The sequence below is a fragment of the Saccharopolyspora ipomoeae genome (assembly GCF_029952525.1).
Classification (GTDB): Bacteria; Actinomycetota; Actinomycetes; order Mycobacteriales; family Pseudonocardiaceae; genus Saccharopolyspora; species Saccharopolyspora ipomoeae.
The window spans coordinates 50,133-67,639 of record NZ_JASAOF010000030.1 but is presented as its reverse complement, the minus strand read 5'-3'; the positions used below and the strand labels follow the sequence as shown (position 1 = coordinate 67,639).

Annotated in this window: 16 protein-coding genes; 8 read left to right on the top strand and 8 right to left on the bottom strand. The window is 71.5% G+C overall.

Annotation, left to right across the window (positions count from 1 at the left end; all coding sequences use genetic code 11):
• The first annotated feature begins 32 nt into the window (after positions 1 to 32).
• Together QFW96_RS28100 and QFW96_RS28095 are read left to right on the top strand one after the other, a co-directional pair.
• Entirely contained in the window at positions 33 to 83 is a 51-nt protein-coding gene (locus QFW96_RS28100) for a hypothetical protein (protein WP_425524808.1), read from the top strand.
• A 127-nt stretch (positions 84 to 210) separates the two neighbouring features.
• Complete coding sequence (locus QFW96_RS28095) at positions 211 to 672, top strand: universal stress protein (protein ID WP_281458762.1); 462 nt, start codon at positions 211 to 213, stop codon at positions 670 to 672.
• 41 nt (positions 673 to 713) lie between these two features.
• Here QFW96_RS28095 and ppk2 read toward each other — a convergent pair whose 3' ends face one another.
• Positions 714 to 1,538 (bottom strand): polyphosphate kinase 2, encoded by an 825-nt coding sequence (gene ppk2, locus QFW96_RS28090; protein ID WP_281458761.1) that lies wholly within the window; start codon positions 1,536 to 1,538, stop codon positions 714 to 716.
• A 295-nt stretch (positions 1,539 to 1,833) separates the two neighbouring features.
• Between ppk2 and QFW96_RS28085 the strand changes: the two genes are divergently transcribed.
• Complete coding sequence (locus QFW96_RS28085; protein ID WP_281458760.1) at positions 1,834 to 2,829, top strand: Acg family FMN-binding oxidoreductase; 996 nt, start codon at positions 1,834 to 1,836, stop codon at positions 2,827 to 2,829.
• Between the two features lie 48 nt (positions 2,830 to 2,877).
• Here the strand turns inward: QFW96_RS28085 and QFW96_RS28080 are convergent, their stop codons facing one another.
• The 7 genes from QFW96_RS28080 to QFW96_RS28050 form a co-directional block, all read right to left on the bottom strand.
• On the bottom strand, positions 2,878 to 3,972 hold the full coding sequence (locus QFW96_RS28080; protein WP_281458759.1) for a baeRF2 domain-containing protein: 1,095 nt from the start codon (positions 3,970 to 3,972) through the stop codon (positions 2,878 to 2,880).
• Positions 3,973 to 3,992: 20 nt separating this feature from the next.
• Complete coding sequence (locus QFW96_RS28075) at positions 3,993 to 4,580, bottom strand: hypothetical protein (RefSeq protein WP_281458758.1); 588 nt, start codon at positions 4,578 to 4,580, stop codon at positions 3,993 to 3,995.
• Between the two features lie 103 nt (positions 4,581 to 4,683).
• Complete coding sequence (locus QFW96_RS28070; protein WP_281458757.1) at positions 4,684 to 5,169, bottom strand: DUF7144 family membrane protein; 486 nt, start codon at positions 5,167 to 5,169, stop codon at positions 4,684 to 4,686.
• 119 nt (positions 5,170 to 5,288) lie between these two features.
• The gene (locus QFW96_RS28065) at positions 5,289 to 6,632 is read right to left on the bottom strand and encodes a TIGR01777 family oxidoreductase (protein WP_281458756.1); all 1,344 of its coding nucleotides are present in this window, start codon (positions 6,630 to 6,632) and stop codon (positions 5,289 to 5,291) included.
• A 74-nt stretch (positions 6,633 to 6,706) separates the two neighbouring features.
• The gene (locus QFW96_RS28060; RefSeq protein ID WP_281458755.1) at positions 6,707 to 8,008 is read right to left on the bottom strand and encodes a mannitol dehydrogenase family protein; all 1,302 of its coding nucleotides are present in this window, start codon (positions 8,006 to 8,008) and stop codon (positions 6,707 to 6,709) included.
• Positions 8,005 to 9,504, bottom strand: a complete 1,500-nt coding sequence (uxaC, locus tag QFW96_RS28055; protein WP_281458754.1) for a glucuronate isomerase — start codon at positions 9,502 to 9,504, stop codon at positions 8,005 to 8,007. The genes QFW96_RS28060 and uxaC overlap by 4 nt, the downstream gene beginning before the upstream one ends.
• A 45-nt stretch (positions 9,505 to 9,549) precedes the next feature.
• A complete protein-coding gene (locus QFW96_RS28050; protein ID WP_281458753.1) occupies positions 9,550 to 10,545 on the bottom strand; it encodes a LacI family DNA-binding transcriptional regulator in 996 nt (331 codons plus the stop codon).
• 183 nt (positions 10,546 to 10,728) lie between these two features.
• Between QFW96_RS28050 and manD the strand changes: the two genes are divergently transcribed.
• The 5 genes from manD to QFW96_RS28025 all read left to right on the top strand — a co-directional run bounded on the left by manD (position 10,729) and on the right by QFW96_RS28025 (position 17,450).
• Positions 10,729 to 11,967, top strand: coding sequence for a D-mannonate dehydratase ManD (manD, locus tag QFW96_RS28045; protein ID WP_281458752.1), 1,239 nt, complete (start codon positions 10,729 to 10,731; stop codon positions 11,965 to 11,967).
• 101 nt (positions 11,968 to 12,068) lie between these two features.
• Positions 12,069 to 14,588 carry a glycoside hydrolase family 31 protein gene (locus tag QFW96_RS28040; RefSeq protein ID WP_281458751.1) on the top strand — a complete coding sequence of 840 codons (2,520 nt, stop codon included), beginning with the start codon at positions 12,069 to 12,071 and terminating at the stop codon, positions 14,586 to 14,588.
• An 11-nt stretch (positions 14,589 to 14,599) separates the two neighbouring features.
• Positions 14,600 to 15,637, top strand: a complete 1,038-nt coding sequence (locus tag QFW96_RS28035) for a TRAP transporter substrate-binding protein (RefSeq protein WP_281458750.1) — start codon at positions 14,600 to 14,602, stop codon at positions 15,635 to 15,637.
• Positions 15,634 to 16,146, top strand: coding sequence for a TRAP transporter small permease (locus QFW96_RS28030; RefSeq protein ID WP_281458749.1), 513 nt, complete (start codon positions 15,634 to 15,636; stop codon positions 16,144 to 16,146). The genes QFW96_RS28035 and QFW96_RS28030 overlap by 4 nt, the downstream gene beginning before the upstream one ends.
• Complete coding sequence (locus tag QFW96_RS28025; protein ID WP_281458748.1) at positions 16,146 to 17,450, top strand: TRAP transporter large permease; 1,305 nt, start codon at positions 16,146 to 16,148, stop codon at positions 17,448 to 17,450. Before QFW96_RS28030 ends, QFW96_RS28025 begins: the two co-directional genes overlap by 1 nt.
• The last annotated feature ends 57 nt before the right edge of the window (positions 17,451 to 17,507 follow it).

The following is a 17,507-nucleotide window of genomic DNA, read 5'->3' as shown; positions in this document are numbered from 1 at the left end:
AAGCCCTGCTCGGCTCGGTCAGCCAGCACGTCGTGCACCACGCGCGCTGCCCGGTGGTCGTCGTCCGCGACACCTCGCGATGACCGCACGGCGCCCGAGGTTCGAGAGGTCCGACCCGACGGCGTGCGCCTCACCCCCAACGGTTGGTCCGTCCTCCGGAGCCGATCCAGCGGTGCGCGAGCCGCACCGCACGACATCGCGGAGCACGACATGAACTCTCCGTCAGAACACCTCATCGTCGTCGGGGTCGACGGCTCCCCCGCTTCGCTGGCGGCGCTGCGCTGGGCGGTCGACCAAGCGCGACGCACCGAGGCCACCATCGCCGCCGTGATGGCCTGGACCGTGCCCGAGCTCTACGACTGGCCGATGCCCACGGCCGAACAACTCGATCTCGCCACCAAGAACGCGCTCCACGACATCGTCCGCGCCGCAGTGCCGGAAGACGATCTCCCGCGCATCCGACAGCGCACCGCGGGCGGCCATCCCGCCGAAGTGATCCTCGACCAGGCCGCGACGGCTGACTTGCTCGTGGTCGGGCACAGGGGCACGGGCACGTTCGCACGCGCTCTCATCGGCTCCACCGCCCGCTACTGCATCGACCACGCCTCCTGCCCCGTCGTCGTCATCCGCGAACTCGGAACGGGCTCGCCGCGCCTGCGTCCCCGGACCTAGGCCCCCATCGCTCGGCGCAGCACAGCGGTCGCCGGCAGCCTTCAGAGCAGTGCGGCGTGATCGGGCACGTAGGTGTGATGGGCACGAGGGGGCCGCCGGCGTTCAGCCGGAGGCGCCACAGCGGGCAGCTCGAATCGGGGGCGTGGCACGTCGCAGTACGGCACGGTCGACAGCAGGTGCGCGATCACGTTGATCCGCGCGCGACGCTTGTCCTCGCTCTCGACCAGGTACCAGGGTGACAGCGGGGTGTCGGTCGCGGCCAGCATCTCGTCCCGCGCATCGGAGTACTGCTCCCACCTGGTCACCGACTCCAGGTCGAGCGCGGACAACTTCCAGCGCCGCATCGGGTCCTCGCTGCGGCGCTGCAACCGGCGCCGCTGCTCCTCCCTGCTCACCGAGAACCAGTACTTGCGCAGCAGCACACCATCCTCGACCAGCAGCTGTTCGAACACCGGGCACTGCCGCAGGAATCGCTGGTGCTCGTCCGCGGTGCACAGGCCCATGACGTGCTCGACACCCGCGCGGTTGTACCAACTCCGGTCGAACAGGGCGATCTCACCGGCCGCGGGCAGCTGCGCCACGTAACGCTGGAAGTACCACTCCCGGCGCTCGCGCTCGGTCGGAGCCGGCAAGGCAACGATGCGCGCCACCCGAGGGTTGAGGTACTCGGCGACGCGTTTGATCGCACTGCCCTTGCCCGCCGCGTCCCGCCCTTCGAACACCACGACCAGCCGGACCCCCTCCCGCCGGACCCATTCCTGCAGCTTGACCAGCTCGGCCTGGAGGCGGAACAGCTCCTTCTCGTACGTCGCGCGCGGCACGCGCTGCGCGTCGGCGCCCGCACCGCGATCCCGCTCATCGCTCATGGTCACCAGCTGTCGACGACAGCGAACCTCCGGTTCGTGAGTGCTTCGGTGGCGACGCGGCCCCGGTGCCTCGATCCCCCACGCCCGCCGCGTCCCCGTTCCGCCAACCCAAGCCGACCGGGTCCGCGAGGACGACGGAAGGGCCGTGCGACCTGGATCCGATGACGCCGCCACCGCGGGCCGCCCCCGGCGGTGAGCCACCGCCGCTACGGACGTTGGACCCTGGCGCCGTCGATCGGGCTCGGCCACGGTCACCACATCCCATCGGAACGCGCACCCGACCAGGAGGCGGCACGTGCCCCGGATTTCCACCGCACTCGATCTGCCACCCACCGAGATCGAGCAGATCATCAGACACGCGAGCTTCGCCCCGTCGCTGCACAACACGCAGCCGTGGCGGTTCCGGCTCCTGCCACAGGTGATCGAACTGCACTACGACCCGGCACGCCTCCTGCCAGCCGCCGACCCGGCGGGACGTGAGCTCCGCCTCGCCTGCGGGGCCGCGCTGTTCAACCTGCGGCTCGCGCTCGAGAACGCCGGCACGAGGCCGAACGTGACCTTGCTCCCGCACTTCGCCGGCCCCACGGTGCTCGCGGAGATCCGCAGCGGCGGCCGCACCGACCCCCGCCCGGAAGCACGTCGACTGCACGCCGCGATTCCGCGGCGGCACAGCCACCGCGCCCCGTTCCGCGACGTGCCGGTGCCGACCGCGGAGCGAAGCCACATGCTCCACGCCGCGCAATCCGAGCAGTGCCGACTGCACATCGTCACGCCCGGAGAGCTCGGCACGCTCGAGGGCTTGGTCCACCGGGCCCACCGCATCCAGGAGGCCGATCCGCGGTTCCGCACCGAGCTGGCAGCGTGGACCGGCCGACCTGCAGACACCTCGGAAGGCGTGCCCACCTCGGCCGCAGGGCCCAGGCCAGGGCCGCAGGACCAGTGGGTGCACCGGGACTTCTCGGCCGGGGTGTCACCGCGCCCCGAAGGGGTCGAGTACGAGTCGTACCCGCTGCTGGCAGTGCTCTGCACTCCCCAGGAAACCCGCTACGCCGAACTGCAGGCCGGGCAAGCGGTTCAGAACGTCTGGTTGACGGCGACCGCCCGCGGCCTGGCCGCCTCGATGATCTCGGAGGTCATCGAGGTGCCGGACACCCGCGACGAACTGCGCGACCTGCTGGGCGGGACGCTCCATCCCCAGGCGTTGCTGCGGATCGGTTACGGCGGCCCCACCGTCCCGGCACCGCGCAGAGCGGTCGACGACCTGATCCTCGACGACGGCACGACCACCTGACCGGTCTCCCGCACCGAACTCGGGAACGCCCCAACGACCGGGTGACCGTCAGTAGCGGAGCATCGCCGCGACGCCGTCCGCGCACCGGGTTCCGGGCAGGAGTTCGGTGAACTTCGCGTTGCCGTGCACGGCCGAGCGCAGCAGCAGCGCGCTCGCGGGGGCGGTGAACGTCGTGGCGTCGTCCCCGAGCGCGGTCGCGTCGCTGACCACCGCCATCGGGTCGCGACGCGATCCCACGAGCTCGGGGTCGTCCGCCCGGTCCGCGGCCAGCAGCAGCGTCTCGACCCGGCCCTGCGACAGCGCCTCCATCACCGGTGCGAGCCCTTGGAGCCCGTGACCTCCGGCGAGGGTCGCTTCGAGCTCGTCGAGCACCGCGCGGTGGCTCTCGATCATGGCCTCGTGCATCGCCTCGTCGACGCTCGCCCGCAGCACGTCGATCGCCGACTGGTCGGTTCGGCCGCCCTCGACGTAGACGGTCCGGCCCCGGGGCGGGCGTGCGGTGAGGTGGTCGCGCAGCAGTCCGATCGCCTTCGGGTCTCCCGCGATGAGGATGACCGCGGCCTCGACCTCGGCCGCCGCCTCGCGGACGTCCTCGGCGACCTGCTCGGTGTTCTCCGACCACAGGTTCACCGAACGGCGGTGGTACGCGGCGTGCGAGACCGCGCCCGCCCGCACCCGCGTGATGTGCAGCGTGGAACCGTTGAAGGTCCGCTGGAACGACGGTGCCGCGGCGGCGGCCGGGTAGGCGTCGACGTCGGCGCCCTCGCGGTCCACCGCGACGACCACGTGGGCGAGCTGGTGGTCCCGGTCGAGCGCGAGCGGCAGCGGGTCGGCCACCGGGAGGTTCACCGCGGTGTCGCCGCTCGGCGGCTCGGACATGGTGTGCACGGCCAGGACCCGGCCGCCCGAGGCGAACAGCGCTTCCCCCTGCGGACCCGGCACGTCTCTCGCTCCCCCGACCACACCGTCCAGCGCCGCGAGCGCGTCCGCGTCGGCGCCCTGCTCGGCGAGCGCGCTGCGGGCGGCGCGCCACCGGAGCTCGATCTGCTTGTCCGAGTCCGCGGTTCCGCGGCTGGTGTCGAGGTGGACCGAAGCGACGTCGCCATCGCCGTCGAAGAGCGGCCGCAGGAACTGGAGATCCATCACTCACCTCACTGGTGTCGTCACGTGGCGCCCGGAGAAGCCGCGGCGTCCCGACCGGCGCGACGCCACGCACGCCAGGCGAGGTGGGCGAAGGCGACGATCACGAGCAGGTCCACCACGTAGGCGACCCACTCCAGGCGCAGAACGCGGCCGAGCGGGAAGGCCACGGCGGCCAGGCAGATCAACGCCGCGTCCCACCACGGCGCCGACCGCGTCCACACCAGGAGCACGCCGAAGACCAGCATCGCCGCGGGGAACGCCGGCCCCGGCAGCCACAGCACGAGCACGCTCTCCGGCGGCAGGTCCGCGAAGCTCGCCACCCCGATCCGGCCCGGCACTCCGAGGGCCGCTTCGAAGAATCCCTGCAGCCCGAAGGAGATGCTGCCCAACATCCCCACCAGCAGCAGAACCAGCCACAACGCCGCGATCACCGGAACCCGTTGCCGCAACCGGTCGTACTCACCGATCAACCCGAAAACCCAAGGGATCATGGACAAGGCGATCAGCACACCACCGGTCACGCCGTAGTGGCCGTCGACCCAGAACAGAGGCGACGCGGCGAACACCACCGGCCCGAGGACCAACGCGACGGCTTGCAACCGCTGCACGACCACCACCGCAGGCTAGAGCCGCCCGCCGAGACCCGCAAAAACGAATCCGGTTCGAGCCACCCGGGTTTCCGGTCTTGCCCCCGGTGAGGCAGGTCCTCGTTCAGGCCGTGGCGTCCTTGTCCGGGACGACGAGCGCGTAGATCACCAGCACGGACAGCGCGATCAGCATGAGCTCCCAGACCGGGAACGCGGCGAGGAACGCCACGTGCGCGATCGCGGCCAGCCCCGCCAGGCCGATTCCGGCGATCCGCGCCCACGCCTGCCCGCTCAGGCAGCCGGCACCGGCCAGGACCTGCACCAAGCCGACGGCCAGCCACACCCAGCCCCAGACGCCGAAGTCGAAGATCAGCAGCTCCCCCGCCCCGACGACGTAGTAGTCGGGCCGGAACAGCGCCGCCAGGCCGGCGATGAGGTTGAACGCGCCGACCAGGATGAGCATCCAGCCGCCGAAGGCCAACCAGTTCGCGTCCCTGGAACTCGATCGTGCGTGCGAGACCGCCCACTCGCGGCCCTGTTCGGGAGCCCGCCGTTGTTCCGCCCGTTCAGCACCGCTGGTGCTGCCTTGTTCCCCCGTAGGACTGGACATCGTCCACGCCTCCTCCGTCGAGGTGCTGTTCGGACCAGCATCACCCTCTCCGGTGCAGGTCGCAGTCCGGATCAGCGGCACGGGAGCCGACCCGAGCGGGAGGCGTGCGGTCACCGGGTTCACCCTCCGGGTGCGGGTCGGCCGAAGACGTGCCGCAGCGCGGTTTCCAGGTGCGGGTGGCGGAACCGGTGCCCGGCTCGCCGCAGCCGCTCGGGGTGCACTCGTTGATCGGCGAAGGCGAGTTCGCGGGCGCCCCGCTCCCCGAGCAGCAGGCGAGGGCCCAGCTCGGGCACCGGCAGCAGGGCCGGGCGGGAGAGCACCCGCGCCAGCGTCGCGGCGTGGTCGGCGTTGCGCACCGGGACGGGGGCCACGGCGTTGACCGGACCGGACAGGCCGGGGTCGAGGACGCAGCGCAGGTAGATGTCGGACAGGTCGTCGATGCCGATCCACGGCGTCCACTGGTGGCCGTCACCGAGCCGACCGCCCAGTCCCGCGGAGAACAGCGGGTGCTGCAGCGCGAGGACGCCGCCGCGCGGGCTCTGCACGATGCCGGTGCGCACGTTCGTCGTGCGCAATCCGGCTTCGGCGGCCGGTGTCGTGGCCGCTTCCCAGTCGGCGGCCACCTCGGCGAGGAAGCCGTCACCGCGCGGGCTGGACTCGGTCAGGATCTCGTCGCCCCGGGCGGTGCCGTAGTAGCCGACCGCGGAGGCGGAGACGAACGCGCTCGGACCACCGGTCGCCGCCAGCTCCGCCAACCGGCGCGTGGGGCGAACCCGGCTGTCGCGGATCGCCGCCTCGTGCGCGTCGGTGAAGCGACCTGCGATCGGGGACCCGGCCAGGTGGATCACCGCGTCCACGCCGGTGAGCAGGTCCGGCGCCGGGTCCTCGGGCCGCCACTGGCGCTCGTCGCGGGATCGGGCCGGGCGCCGCACCAGCCGGATCACCTGGTGGCCTCCCGTGGTCAGCAGCGCGGTCACGGCGCGCCCCACCAGTCCGGAGGAACCGGTGACCGCCACGGTCCTCGGCGACGCCGCCCACGCCCGGGCGCGGGCGTGGGCGGCGAGGTCGTCGCGGAGCTGGGCGTGCCGGTAGGTGAACATCGCTCGCAACGCGCGCTCGGGCACGGCGGTCTCGACGGTGTCGGTCACCCGCGTGCTGCGCTCGTCGAGGCTCGTGAACTCGTGCGTGTGGCGCCAGGACAGCACCGCCGACAGCGGGAGCGAGGTGAGCTGGTCGACGAAGCGGTGCGGTGGCCGGTAGCCGTCGGGTCGGTGCGAGGCCACCCACCGCAGTCCACCCGGGAAGCCCAGCACCGCGCGGCCGTCGCGCAACGAGGTCGCCTCGCCGAGCACGCGGACCGGTTGCCAGGGCGGTGTCAGCCGCGTGATCGCACCCGGGCGCGCGTGCCAGGCGAACACCTCCTCGACCGGGAACTCGACGACGCTGCTGCACCGCAGGCTCATCCACCCATTGTCGCTCCCGGGGTGGCACCCCTGCCGGACCGGCGGAGCAGACCCGGCCGGGGCCCCTCCCGGTGCTACGCGATCCGGCCGGTGGCCTCGCGCAGGCGTTGGACGTGGTCCCCCACCGCGGCCACCAGCTCGCGGTCCTCGGCGAGGCTGCTGTCCACGGCGGACAGAACCGCGCGGACGGCGTCCGCCGAGCGGGCCAGCGGGACCAGCTCGTCGGCGCACGGGTCGGTGACCGGGTTCTCGCGCAGGTGGATCAGCCAGCCGGCCAGCGCCGCGACGGGTGCGTCGGGCATCCGCTGCGCAGCGCGTTCGGCGAGCAGCACCGGCAGGATGCGGGCCGGGATCTTCTGGGACCCGTCGGAGGCGATCTGCAGCAGGTTGTGCCGCACCCCGCGCGAGGAGAAGCGCAGCAGCAGGCGCTGCCGGTAGTCGGCCAGCTCCTGCGCCCGCAGCGACGCGTGGCGCGATGCGACGTCCCACCACAAGGCCGTCAGCCGGGCCAGCACCGGGTGCCGGACGGCCTCGTCGACGGTCGCGCATCCCAGCGCCAAACCCGCGTAGGCCAGCAGCGTGTGCGCACCGTTGAGGAACCACAGCTTGCGCTGCTCGTAGGCGGCTAGGTCGTCGACGAACCGGGCACCGGCCTCCTCCCACGCGGGCCTGCCGAGCGGGAAGTCCCCGGCCAGCAGCCACTCGCTGAAGGGTTCGGTCACCACGGGGGCCCGGTCTTCGAACCCGGTCAGCTGCGCGGCGGTGGCGAGGTCCTGCTCGGTGGTGGCGGGCGTGATGCGGTCGACGACGGTGTCGACGAACGACACCTGGTCCTCGGCCCAAGCGCGGAAACCCGCGTCCTCCCGCGCGGCGGCGGTGCGGATCGCCTCGCGCAGCACGCCGCCGTTGCCCGGCAGGTTGTCGCACGGGACCAGCGCGATGGGGGCGCCGCCCGCGCGGTAGCGCCCGCGCAGCCCGGCGAGGACGCGGCCGATCGCGGTCCCGTCCGGATCGCCGGACACCCGGTACCCGGCCTCGGTGATGGTCAGCGTCAGCAGCGCCACCTCGGGCGAGGCGAGATCGGCGAGCCACTGCTCGGAGTCGCAGCCGGGGTGGGCGCGGCTGATCGCGTCGACGATCACGGCCTCGGTGTCGCCGTCGTCGCGCACCTGCAACGAGAACAGCCCGTCCTGCTCGGTGAGGGTGCGCGGCAGCTCGGTGTTGCGGAAGGTGTAGGCCGCGACGCCCCAGTCCGGGTCGGCCATCGTGTACGCGGCCTGGTGGGCCCGGTGGAACGCGCCCAGCCCCAGGTGGACGGCCCGCACCGGGGCCGGTGGGCGGACACCGGCGGAGGCGCGGGTCAGTCGTGCCGTCACAGTCGGAACGCCCTCTTCGGCTGGAGGTCGTGAAGATCGCGGATGACGACGGCGGCGTCGTCCTCGCTGATGACGTGTTCGGCGACCAGTCCCGCCAGGTGGGCCGCGTCGACCCGGCGGGCCGTGTCGTGGCGGGCCGGGATGGAGCAGAACCCGCGGGTGTCGTCGATGAAGCCCGCGTTGCGGTAGAAGCCCGCGGTCTCGGTGACGGCGTCGCGGAAGCGGTGCATCGCGCGGGGCGCGTCGAGGAACCACCACGGCGCGCCGAGGTAGACCGAGGGGTAGAACCCGGCGAGCGGGGCGAGTTCGCGGGAGAAGACCGTCTCGTCGAGGGTGAACAGCACGGTCTGGAACCGCGGGTTCGTGCCGAACCGCTCCAGCATCGGTTGCAGCGCGCGGGTGAACTCGGCCTGCAGCGGGATGTCGTGACCGGTGTCGGGACCGAAGCGGCGCGCCGTCCCCGGGTGGTGGTTGCGCCTGCTGCCGGTGTGCAGCGCCATGACCATGCCGTCCTCGCTGGACATGCGCGCCATCTCGCCGAGCAGCTGCTGCGACAGCAGCCGGGCGTCCTCGGCGCTCGCCGTCCCGGCTTTGACCTCGGCGAACAGGCGCTGCGCGCGGTCGCGGTCCAGGAAGGCCATGCGCGCGTCGGGGGCGCTGTGATCGGTGGCGGTGGCGCCGTGCGCGCGGAAGTGCTCGCGCCGGTTCTCCAGCGCCCGGACCAGCCCGTCGTAGTCGCCGGTGTCGATGCCGCTGGCGGCTGCCAGGTCGTCCAGGGCGGCGCTCCAACCGGGCGCGGTCGCGTCGAGGTGGCGGTCGGGCCGGAAGGTCGGCAGCACGCGGCCCGACCACGACGGGTCGTCGGCCAGGGCCGCGTGGTGGGACAGGTCGTCGGCGGGGTCGTCGGTGGTGGCCAGCGCGGCGATCCCGAACGAGTCGTGGAGCGCGCGGGGCCGGAACTCGGGTTCGCGCAGCCGGGCCGTGATCTCGTCGAACAGCTCGTCGGCGGTGTCGGCCGAGGGCTGCACCGTCACGCCGAGCACGTCGTGCAGCTCGGCCTCCAGCCACCCCCGGGACGCGGTGCCCAGGAACAGGTGCCAGTGCTCGCAGAAGGTCCGCCACACCTCCCTGGGTGCGGCCGGAGCGGCGCCGTCCGCGCTGTCGCGCAGACCGAGGCGGGGCAGCGGCACGCCGTGGGCGTGCAGCAGCCGGGTGATGTAGTGGTCGGGCGTGACCAGCAACGACGCCGGATCGGTGAACGGCTCGTCGGTCGCGAGCAGTCTCGCCTCGACGTGCCCGTGCGGGCTGATCAGCGGGAGGTCGCGGACGCTGTCGTAGAGCCGCCGCGCGATGCCGCGCCGGGTCGGGTCGGGCGGGAGCAACCGGTCCGGGTGCGGGGTGAGCGCCACCCGGCCCGAGCCCCGGGAGGGCGGTGGGGTGCTCGCGCGCTCGTGGTCGTGCGGGGTCCCAGGAGATGCTGCCGTGCCACGGTCCATGCGAGCAGCGTGCTCATCACGAACAACGGATGCAACTAGTTGCCATCAGTTGTCATCCCGCGGGGCGGCGGTGGAGCCGCGCGTGACGAGGTGGGCGTCGAAGAGCGTCGACTCGACCCGAGCGCGGTGGGTGAGCTGGGCGTGCAGCGCGTCGACGGCGGACCTGCCGAGCCGTTCGGTCGGCCCGGCGACCGTGGTCAGGCCCGGTGCGGTCAGGTCGGCCCCGAAGATGTCGTCGCAGCCGATGAGGCTGAAGTCCGCGGGCACGCTGACACCCGCCGCTTGCAGGCGTTGCAGGGCGCCGATGGCGATGAGGTCGTTGTAGGCAATGGCGGCGGTCGCGCGCTCCAGCATCAGCGCGTCGGCCGCCTCGTGCCCGCCCCGCAGGTTGGGCACGTGCGGGCCCACGAACGCCGCGTCGATGCCGAGCGAGCGGGATTCGTCCTGCACCGCGCGCCATCTCGCGCTGTTGATCCAGGAGTTGCGGGGCCCGGCGAGGTAGGCGATGCGGCGATGCCCGATGGCGGCCAGGTGGCGGACGGCCTTGCGCATCCCCCCGGCGGTGTCGACCACGAGGCTGGGGACCCCCTCGATCTCGCGGTTGACGATGACCAGCGCGCGGTGCTGGGCGATCTGGCGGATGACCTCGTCGGACAGGCGGGAGGTGGCCAGGATGGCACCGCTGGTGGTCGCGAGCAGCTGCCGCAGGTTGCTGACCTCGACGTGCGGTGACTCGTCGCTGTCGGTCAGGGCCAGCGTGTAGTCCTTCTCCAGCGCCTGGGACTGGGCCGCCTTGATCAGCGGGACGTAGTACGGGTTGGCGATGTCGGTGACCACCAGGGTGATCGTCCGCGTGCGGCCGGGCGCCTCCGCGCGCGCCAGCGGGCGCGGGAGGTAGCCGACCTCCTCGGCGGCGGCGCGGACCTTCTCGCGGGTGGCGGGGTTGACCCGGCTGGGATGCGAGAACGTGCGCGACACGGTGGAGGCCGCGACGCCGCAGTGCTGGGCGACGTCGTAGATGGTCGGCCGGGGCTGGTCCACCGCGCACCTCCGTGGTCGGAGCGCCGCCGAGGCGGTCGCTGTTGATGTTGGCAACAAATGGCAACTGGTTGTCAGCATACGCGGTCACTCCTACGTTGAACCGACCACGAGCCGCACGGCCACCGCAGCGGTCACGAGCCCGCGGACCGGCGACCGCTCGTCGTTCCCAGTCAAGGAGGACCAGTGCTCATCGAGCGCGCAGACGTCATCGTCACCAGCCCGGGGCGCAACTTCGTCACGCTGAAGATCACCACGGACGACGGGGTGGTCGGCTACGGCGACGGCACGCTCAACGGCCGCGAGCTGGCGGTGGCCAGCTACCTCACCGACCACGTCGTGCCGCTGCTGATCGGGCGCGACGCGCACGCCATCGAGGACACCTGGCAGTACCTCTACCGCGGCGCCTACTGGCGGCGCGGCCCGGTGACGATGGCCGCGATCGCGGCCGTGGACACCGCGCTGTGGGACATCAAGGCCAAGGTCGCCGGCCTGCCGCTCTACCAGCTGCTCGGCGGCGCCTCCCGCGAGCGCTGCCTGGTCTACGGCCACGCCAGCGGCAAGGACATCCCCGAGCTGTTCGACTCGGTGCGACAGCACCTGGAGGAGGGCTTCCGCGCCATCCGCATCCAGACCGGCGTGCCCGGGCTGGACTCGGTGTACGGCGTGGCCTCCAGCGCGGCCGCCTCGATCGGCGACGACACCCGCTACGACTACGAGCCCGCCCGCCGATCGGCGCTGCCCGCCGAGGAGAACTGGGACACCCGCGCCTACCTGCGGCACGTTCCCTCGGTGTTCGAGGCCGTGCGCGGGGAGTTCGGCGAGGACATCGCGCTGCTGCACGACGCGCACCACCGCCTCACCCCGATCCAGGCAGCCAAGCTCGGCAAGTCGCTGGAGCCCTACGACCTGTTCTGGCTCGAAGACGTCACCCCCGCCGAGAACCAGGAAGCGCTGCGCTGGGTGCGTCACCACACCACCACGCCGCTGGCGATCGGCGAGGTGTTCAACTCCGTGTGGGACTACCAGCACCTGATCCGCGAGCAGCTCATCGACTACGTGCGCTCGCCGATCACGCACGCGGGCGGCATCAGCAGCGTGCGGCGGATCATGGACTACGCGGCGATGTACCAGGTCAAGTCCGGCATGCACGGGCCGACCGACGTCTCGCCGGTCGGCCTGGCCGCCGCCGTGCACCTGGGCACGGCGCTGCACAACTTCGGCATCCAGGAGTACATGGTCCACAGCGAGCAGACGCGGGCGGTCTTCGGTCCGACCTACGAGTTCGCCGGCGGTGGCCTGCGCCCCGGTGAGGAGCCCGGTCTGGGCATCCACTTCGACGAGGAGCTGGCGGCGCAGCACCCCTACGAGCGGGCGTACCTGCCGGTCAACCGGCTCCAGGACGGCACCGTTCACGATTGGTGAGCCGCGCACCGGCCGCGTCACCGCGGCCGGTGCCGCACCATCGTCATCGCCGGTGCTGCCCCAACGTCGGCGAACACTTCGCCAGATCGAGAGAAGTTCACGTGCGCGTCACATCACGAGTCGAACGAGTGGAACGGGCCGGTGACCGGGTCCACGTCCACACCGACGGCGTGGAGATCCGGCTCGTCGTCCCGAGCGACGGCGTCCTGCGGATCCGCGCCGGTTTCGACGGCGACTTCGCCGAGGAGTCCTACACGCTCACCACGACGGCGTGGCCGGACCGGCTCGACGAGTTCATGGCCGACGAGCGCACCCGCGTGACAGCGCTGCCGCTCGACGTCGAGGACCTGGGCGAACTCGTCCGCGTCACCGGCGGTGGCCTCCGGGTGGACATCGACAAGGACCCGTTCCGGATCCGCGTGCACGACGACGAGGGAGCGCTGCTGCACTCCGACGTGGTCGGGCTCGGTTACCGGGAGGATTCCAACGGCCGCCGCATCCACTCCAGCGAGATCTCGCGCGACGACGCCTTCTACGGTTTCGGCGAGACCACGGGGCCGCTGAACAAGGCGCAGAAGCTCATCACGATGAGCCCGAAGGACGCGCTGGGCTACGACGCGCGGGAGACGGACCCGCTCTACAAGCACATCCCGTTCTACCTCAAGATGAACCGGACGAGCCGCAAGGCGGTCGGCTACTTCTACCACAACACCTACGACTGCGACCTCGACCTCGGCCGGGAGCGCAGCAACTACTGGCCGCCGCACAGCCGCTACCGCGCCGACGGCGGCGACATCGACCTCTTCCTGATCGCCGGTCCGGCGATCCGGGACGTGGTGCGCCGCTACACCGCGCTGACCGGCAGGCCGCCGCTGCTGCCCAAGTACGCGCTGGGCTACCTCGCCTCATCGATGTACTACTCCGAGCTCGACGCCGACAGCGACCGCGCCATCACCGATTTCATCGACATCGCCAGGGCCGAGGACATCCCCGTCGACGGCTTCCAGCTCTCCTCCGGCTACACCACGCAGCCGACCGAGGCCGGGCCGAAGCGGTGCGTCTTCACCTGGAACGAGCGCCGATTCCCCTCCCCCGAAGGCTTTTTCGCCTCGATGGCCGAGCGCGGCATCACCGTGTCCCCGAACGTCAAGCCCGGTGTCCTCGACGTCCACCCCCGCCTGGACGAGTTCGCCGAAGCTGACGTCTTCGTCACCCGGAGCGCGGACGCGGTCGCGACGGCCGGCGCGGGCCCGGCCGCCGGTGCCTGGTGGGGCGGGCCGGGTCGCTTCGTCGACTTCACCAAGCCCGACGCTCGCGCGGCGTGGCAGCGCTGGCTCACCGAAGCGGTCCTCGACAAGGGCACGACCTCGGTCTGGAACGACAACTGCGAGTACGACGGCATCATCGACACCGATTCCGGCGTCGACTTCGACGGCGCGGGTGCGACCGTCGCCCGGCTGCGCAACGTCATGTCGAACCTGATGTGCCGGGTGACCCGCGACGGCATCGCCGCGACGAACCCGTCGGCGCGCCCCTACATCGTGTGCCGCTCCGGTCACGCGGGGATCCAGCGCTACGCCCAGAGCTGGGCGGGCGACAACTCCACCTCGTGGGAATCGTTGCGGCACAACATCGCCACGATCCTCGGCATGGGGCTGTCCGGCTTCCCGCACCACGGCTGCGACATCGGCGGTTTCCACGGTCCCGCTCCGGAGCCCGAGCTGCTGGTGCGGTGGGTGCAGCACGGCATCTTCCAGCCCCGGTTCTCCATCCACTCGGTCAACTCCGACAACACCGTGACCGAGCCGTGGATGTACCCCGACCACACCCATCACGTCAGGGACGCGATCAAGCTGCGCTACCGGCTGTTCCCGTACCTGTACTCGCTCGCGGCGCGCGCCTCGGCGACCGGGTGGCCGATCATGGAGGCTCTGGTCAGCGCCTTCCAGGACGACCCGGGCGTGGACGAGAGCGCCGAGGAGTTCATGCTCGGCGACGCGCTGCTCGTCGCCACCGTGCTCACCCCCGGAGCGCGCACCCGCTCGGTCCGGCTCCCGGCGGGCGAGGTGTTCTACGACGCCTGGACCCGGCAGCGCCACCAGGGCGGGCAGGTCGTGGAACTGCCGGTGGACCTCGGCTCGATCCCGCTGTTCCTGCGCGGCGGCGGCATCGTCCCGGTCGCGGAGAACCAGCTGCGCAGCCTCACCCGCGACGAGGTCACCGACCTGCGCCTGATCTGCGTCCCCGACCGCGACGCCCGGTTCACCCTCTACGAGGACGACGGCCTCACCCGCGCCCACGAGGACGGTGCCTTCCGCGAGACCGAGATCCGGATGACCGCGGGCGAGCAGGTGCGCCTGGAGCTGACCCGGCGCGGCGAGCACCGCAGCACCGTGCGACGACTGCTCTTCGACGTCGTCCGGCCCGGCCAGTGCCCCCACCGGGTCGACCTCGACGGCCGGCGGCTGCCGCAGTTCCTGCACCGCGCTCGCTTCGACGAGGCGGAGGCGGGCTGGTACTACGACATCGCGCTCGGCTCCGCGCTCGTCAAAACCCCCGACCACGGCGGCGATCTGGTCGCCACGATCTCCTTCGAGCCGGTCGACATGATCGGCATGTGAGAAAGGCAGGCATGAGGAAACGACTGATCAGCGGCATCGTCGCCCTGGTCCTCGTTGCGGCCCTCGCCGCGTGCGCGCCGGCGTCCGGCGCGCGGACGAGCGCTGAGGCGACGCCGGAGAACCCCTTGGTGCTGACCCTCGCCAACAACCTCGGCGACGATCACGTCACCTCGAAGGCCCTCGCGTCCTTCGCCGAGGACGTGAAGCGTCGAAGCGGCGGACGCATCGCGGTCAAGATCTACGGCAACGGCCAGCTCGGCGACGAACCCGAGGTGCTGGGACAGCTGCACCAGGGCATCGTCGACATGACCCGGGTCAGCGCGCCGGGACTGGCGACCTACGACCCCGGCTACAACACCTTCGGCCTGCCCTACCTCTTCGACTCCGAGCAGGAGTTCTACGAGGTGATGGACTCACCTCAGATGGCCGACTACCTGCGCTCGACCGCCGACGAGGGTTTCGTCGGCCTGACCTACTACAGCTCCGGGGCGCGGTCCTTCTACACGGGCAACAAGCCGATCAGGACCCCGGAAGACCTGCGCGGGCAGAAGATCCGCGTGCAGGACATGCGGTCGCAGACCGACTTCGTCGGAGCGCTGGGCGCGGCCCCGGTCGTGATGGCCTTCAGCGACACCTACACCTCGTTGCAGACCGGCCTGATCGACGGCGCCGAGAGCAACGAGACCGTGCTCACCGACAGCGCCCACGGCGAGGTCTCCCACGCCTTCTCGATGACCGAGCACACCCGCATCCCGGACATGCTCGTGATCAGCACCGAGACCTGGGATCGGCTCGCCCCTGCCGACGAGCAGCTGCTCACCGAGGCCGCCCGGGCGTCGACCGAGCGCCAGAAGGCCGACTGGGCCCGGACGACCCAGGAGGCCATCACCGAGGCGAAGGCGATGGGCGTCGAGTTCATCACCGACGTCGACACCAACGCCTTCCGCGCGGCGACCAGGCCGGTGATCGACCAGTACGCGAAGCGGTACCCGCAGGTCGCCGAGCTCCTGTCCGTCATCGGCTCGGCTGGGAAGCGAGGAACTCCATGACCGCGCTCGACCGTCTCGCCCGGGTGCGCCAGGGGCTCGGCGCCGCGCTCGCGGGCTTCGCCGGCGTCCTGCTGGTGATCATGACCCTGTTAGTGCTCTTCCAGGTCTTCACCCGCTACGTGCTGGGATCGCCCGCCGCCTTCACCGAGGAACTGGTGCGCTACGCGCTCATCTGGACCTCGATGGTCAGCGCCGCGTACGCGTTCCTGCACCGCAAGCACATGTCGCTGGTGGTGCTGCTGGACCGCTTCGGGCCCGCGGTGCGCCGCGCCCTCGTGCTCGGCTCGGACGTCCTGGTGCTGGCCTTCGCCGTGATCGTGCTGGTGATCGGCGGCGCGATGCTGGCGTGGAGCGCCAGCGCCGACTACTCGGCGCTGCTGGGGATTCCCCGCGGCCTGGTCTACGCGATCGGGCCGGTCGCCGGTCTGGCGATCGCGTTCGCGCAGGTCCTCAACATCTGGGAAGACCTCCTCCGCGAGGTCACGATCGAGACGGAGGGAACGGACTGATGGGTGCTCTCACCGCCGTCTCGATCCTGTTCGCCGCGTTCTTCGTCCTGCTGTTCGCGGGCGTGCCGATCTCGGTGTCGCTCGGGGTGGCCTCGTTCATCACCGCACTGGTCTTCCTGCCGTGGGACGACTCCACCTACATCATCGGCCAGCAGATGAACGTCGGCATCGAGAGCTTCTCGCTGCTGGCCGTCCCGCTGTTCATCTTCGCGGGCAACATCATGAACACGGGTGGCATCGCGCGGCGCCTGGTCGACCTCGCCCTGGTGGCGGTGGGCCGCGTGCCCGGGGCGCTGGCGCACACCAACGTGCTGGCGAACATGCTCTTCGGAGCCCTGTCGGGCTCCGCCGTGGCCTCGGCCGCCGCGATCGGCAGCACGCTGCACGACCGCCAGCGGAAGGCCGGTTACGACCCGGCTTTCAGCGCCGCGGTCAACATCGCCTCCGCCCCGACGGGCCTGCTCATCCCGCCGACGACGGCCGCGATCGTCTACTCGACGGTGGCCGGTGGGGTGTCGGTATCGGCGCTGTTCATGGCGGGCTACGTGCCGGGGATCCTGATGGGCCTGGTGATCATGGTGATCGCCTACGTCTTCACCCGGCGGCAGCGCTACCCCAAGGTCGAGCGCGTCACGGTCGGCGAGGGCTTCCGCTGCCTGCTGCGGGCGCTGCCCGGCCTGCTGCTGATCGTCGTGGTCGTCGGCGGGATCGTCTTCGGGATCTTCACCGCGACCGAAGGCGCCGCGGTGGCCGTGCTGTACACGCTGGTGCTGTCGCTGGCGTACCGGAGCATGTCGTGGGCGTCGTTCACCGACGTCGTGACCCGGACGATCGTCTCCACCGGCATCGTCATGTTCCTCATCGCCGCCTCGGCGGGCATGTCGTGGGTGATGGCCTACACCGGCATCCCGGGGGCGATCACCGACGCGCTGCTGTCGGTGGCCGACTCGCAGGCGATCATCCTGGTGCTGATGCTGCTCCTGCTGCTGGTCGTGGGCACGTTCATGGACATCACGCCCGCGATCCTGATCTTCACGCCGATCCTGCTGCCCATCACCGAGGAGATCGGGATGGACCCGGTCCAGTTCGGGATGGTGCTCATCCTCGCGATGTGCATCGGCACCATGACGCCGCCGGTCGGTTCGGTCCTGTTCGTCGGGACCGGGGTCAGCGGGGAGTCGATCGAGCGGGTCGTCCCGAAGCTGATCCCGCACTTCGTCGGGCTCGTCCTGCTGCTCGTCGCCGTCACCTTCATCCCCGCGCTGTCCCTGGGGCTGCCGGGCCTGATGGGTCTGCTCGAATAGCGCTCGCCCTCCGGGAGGAGCGCCCTGCCCCGCGCAGGGCGCTCCTCCCACGTCCGC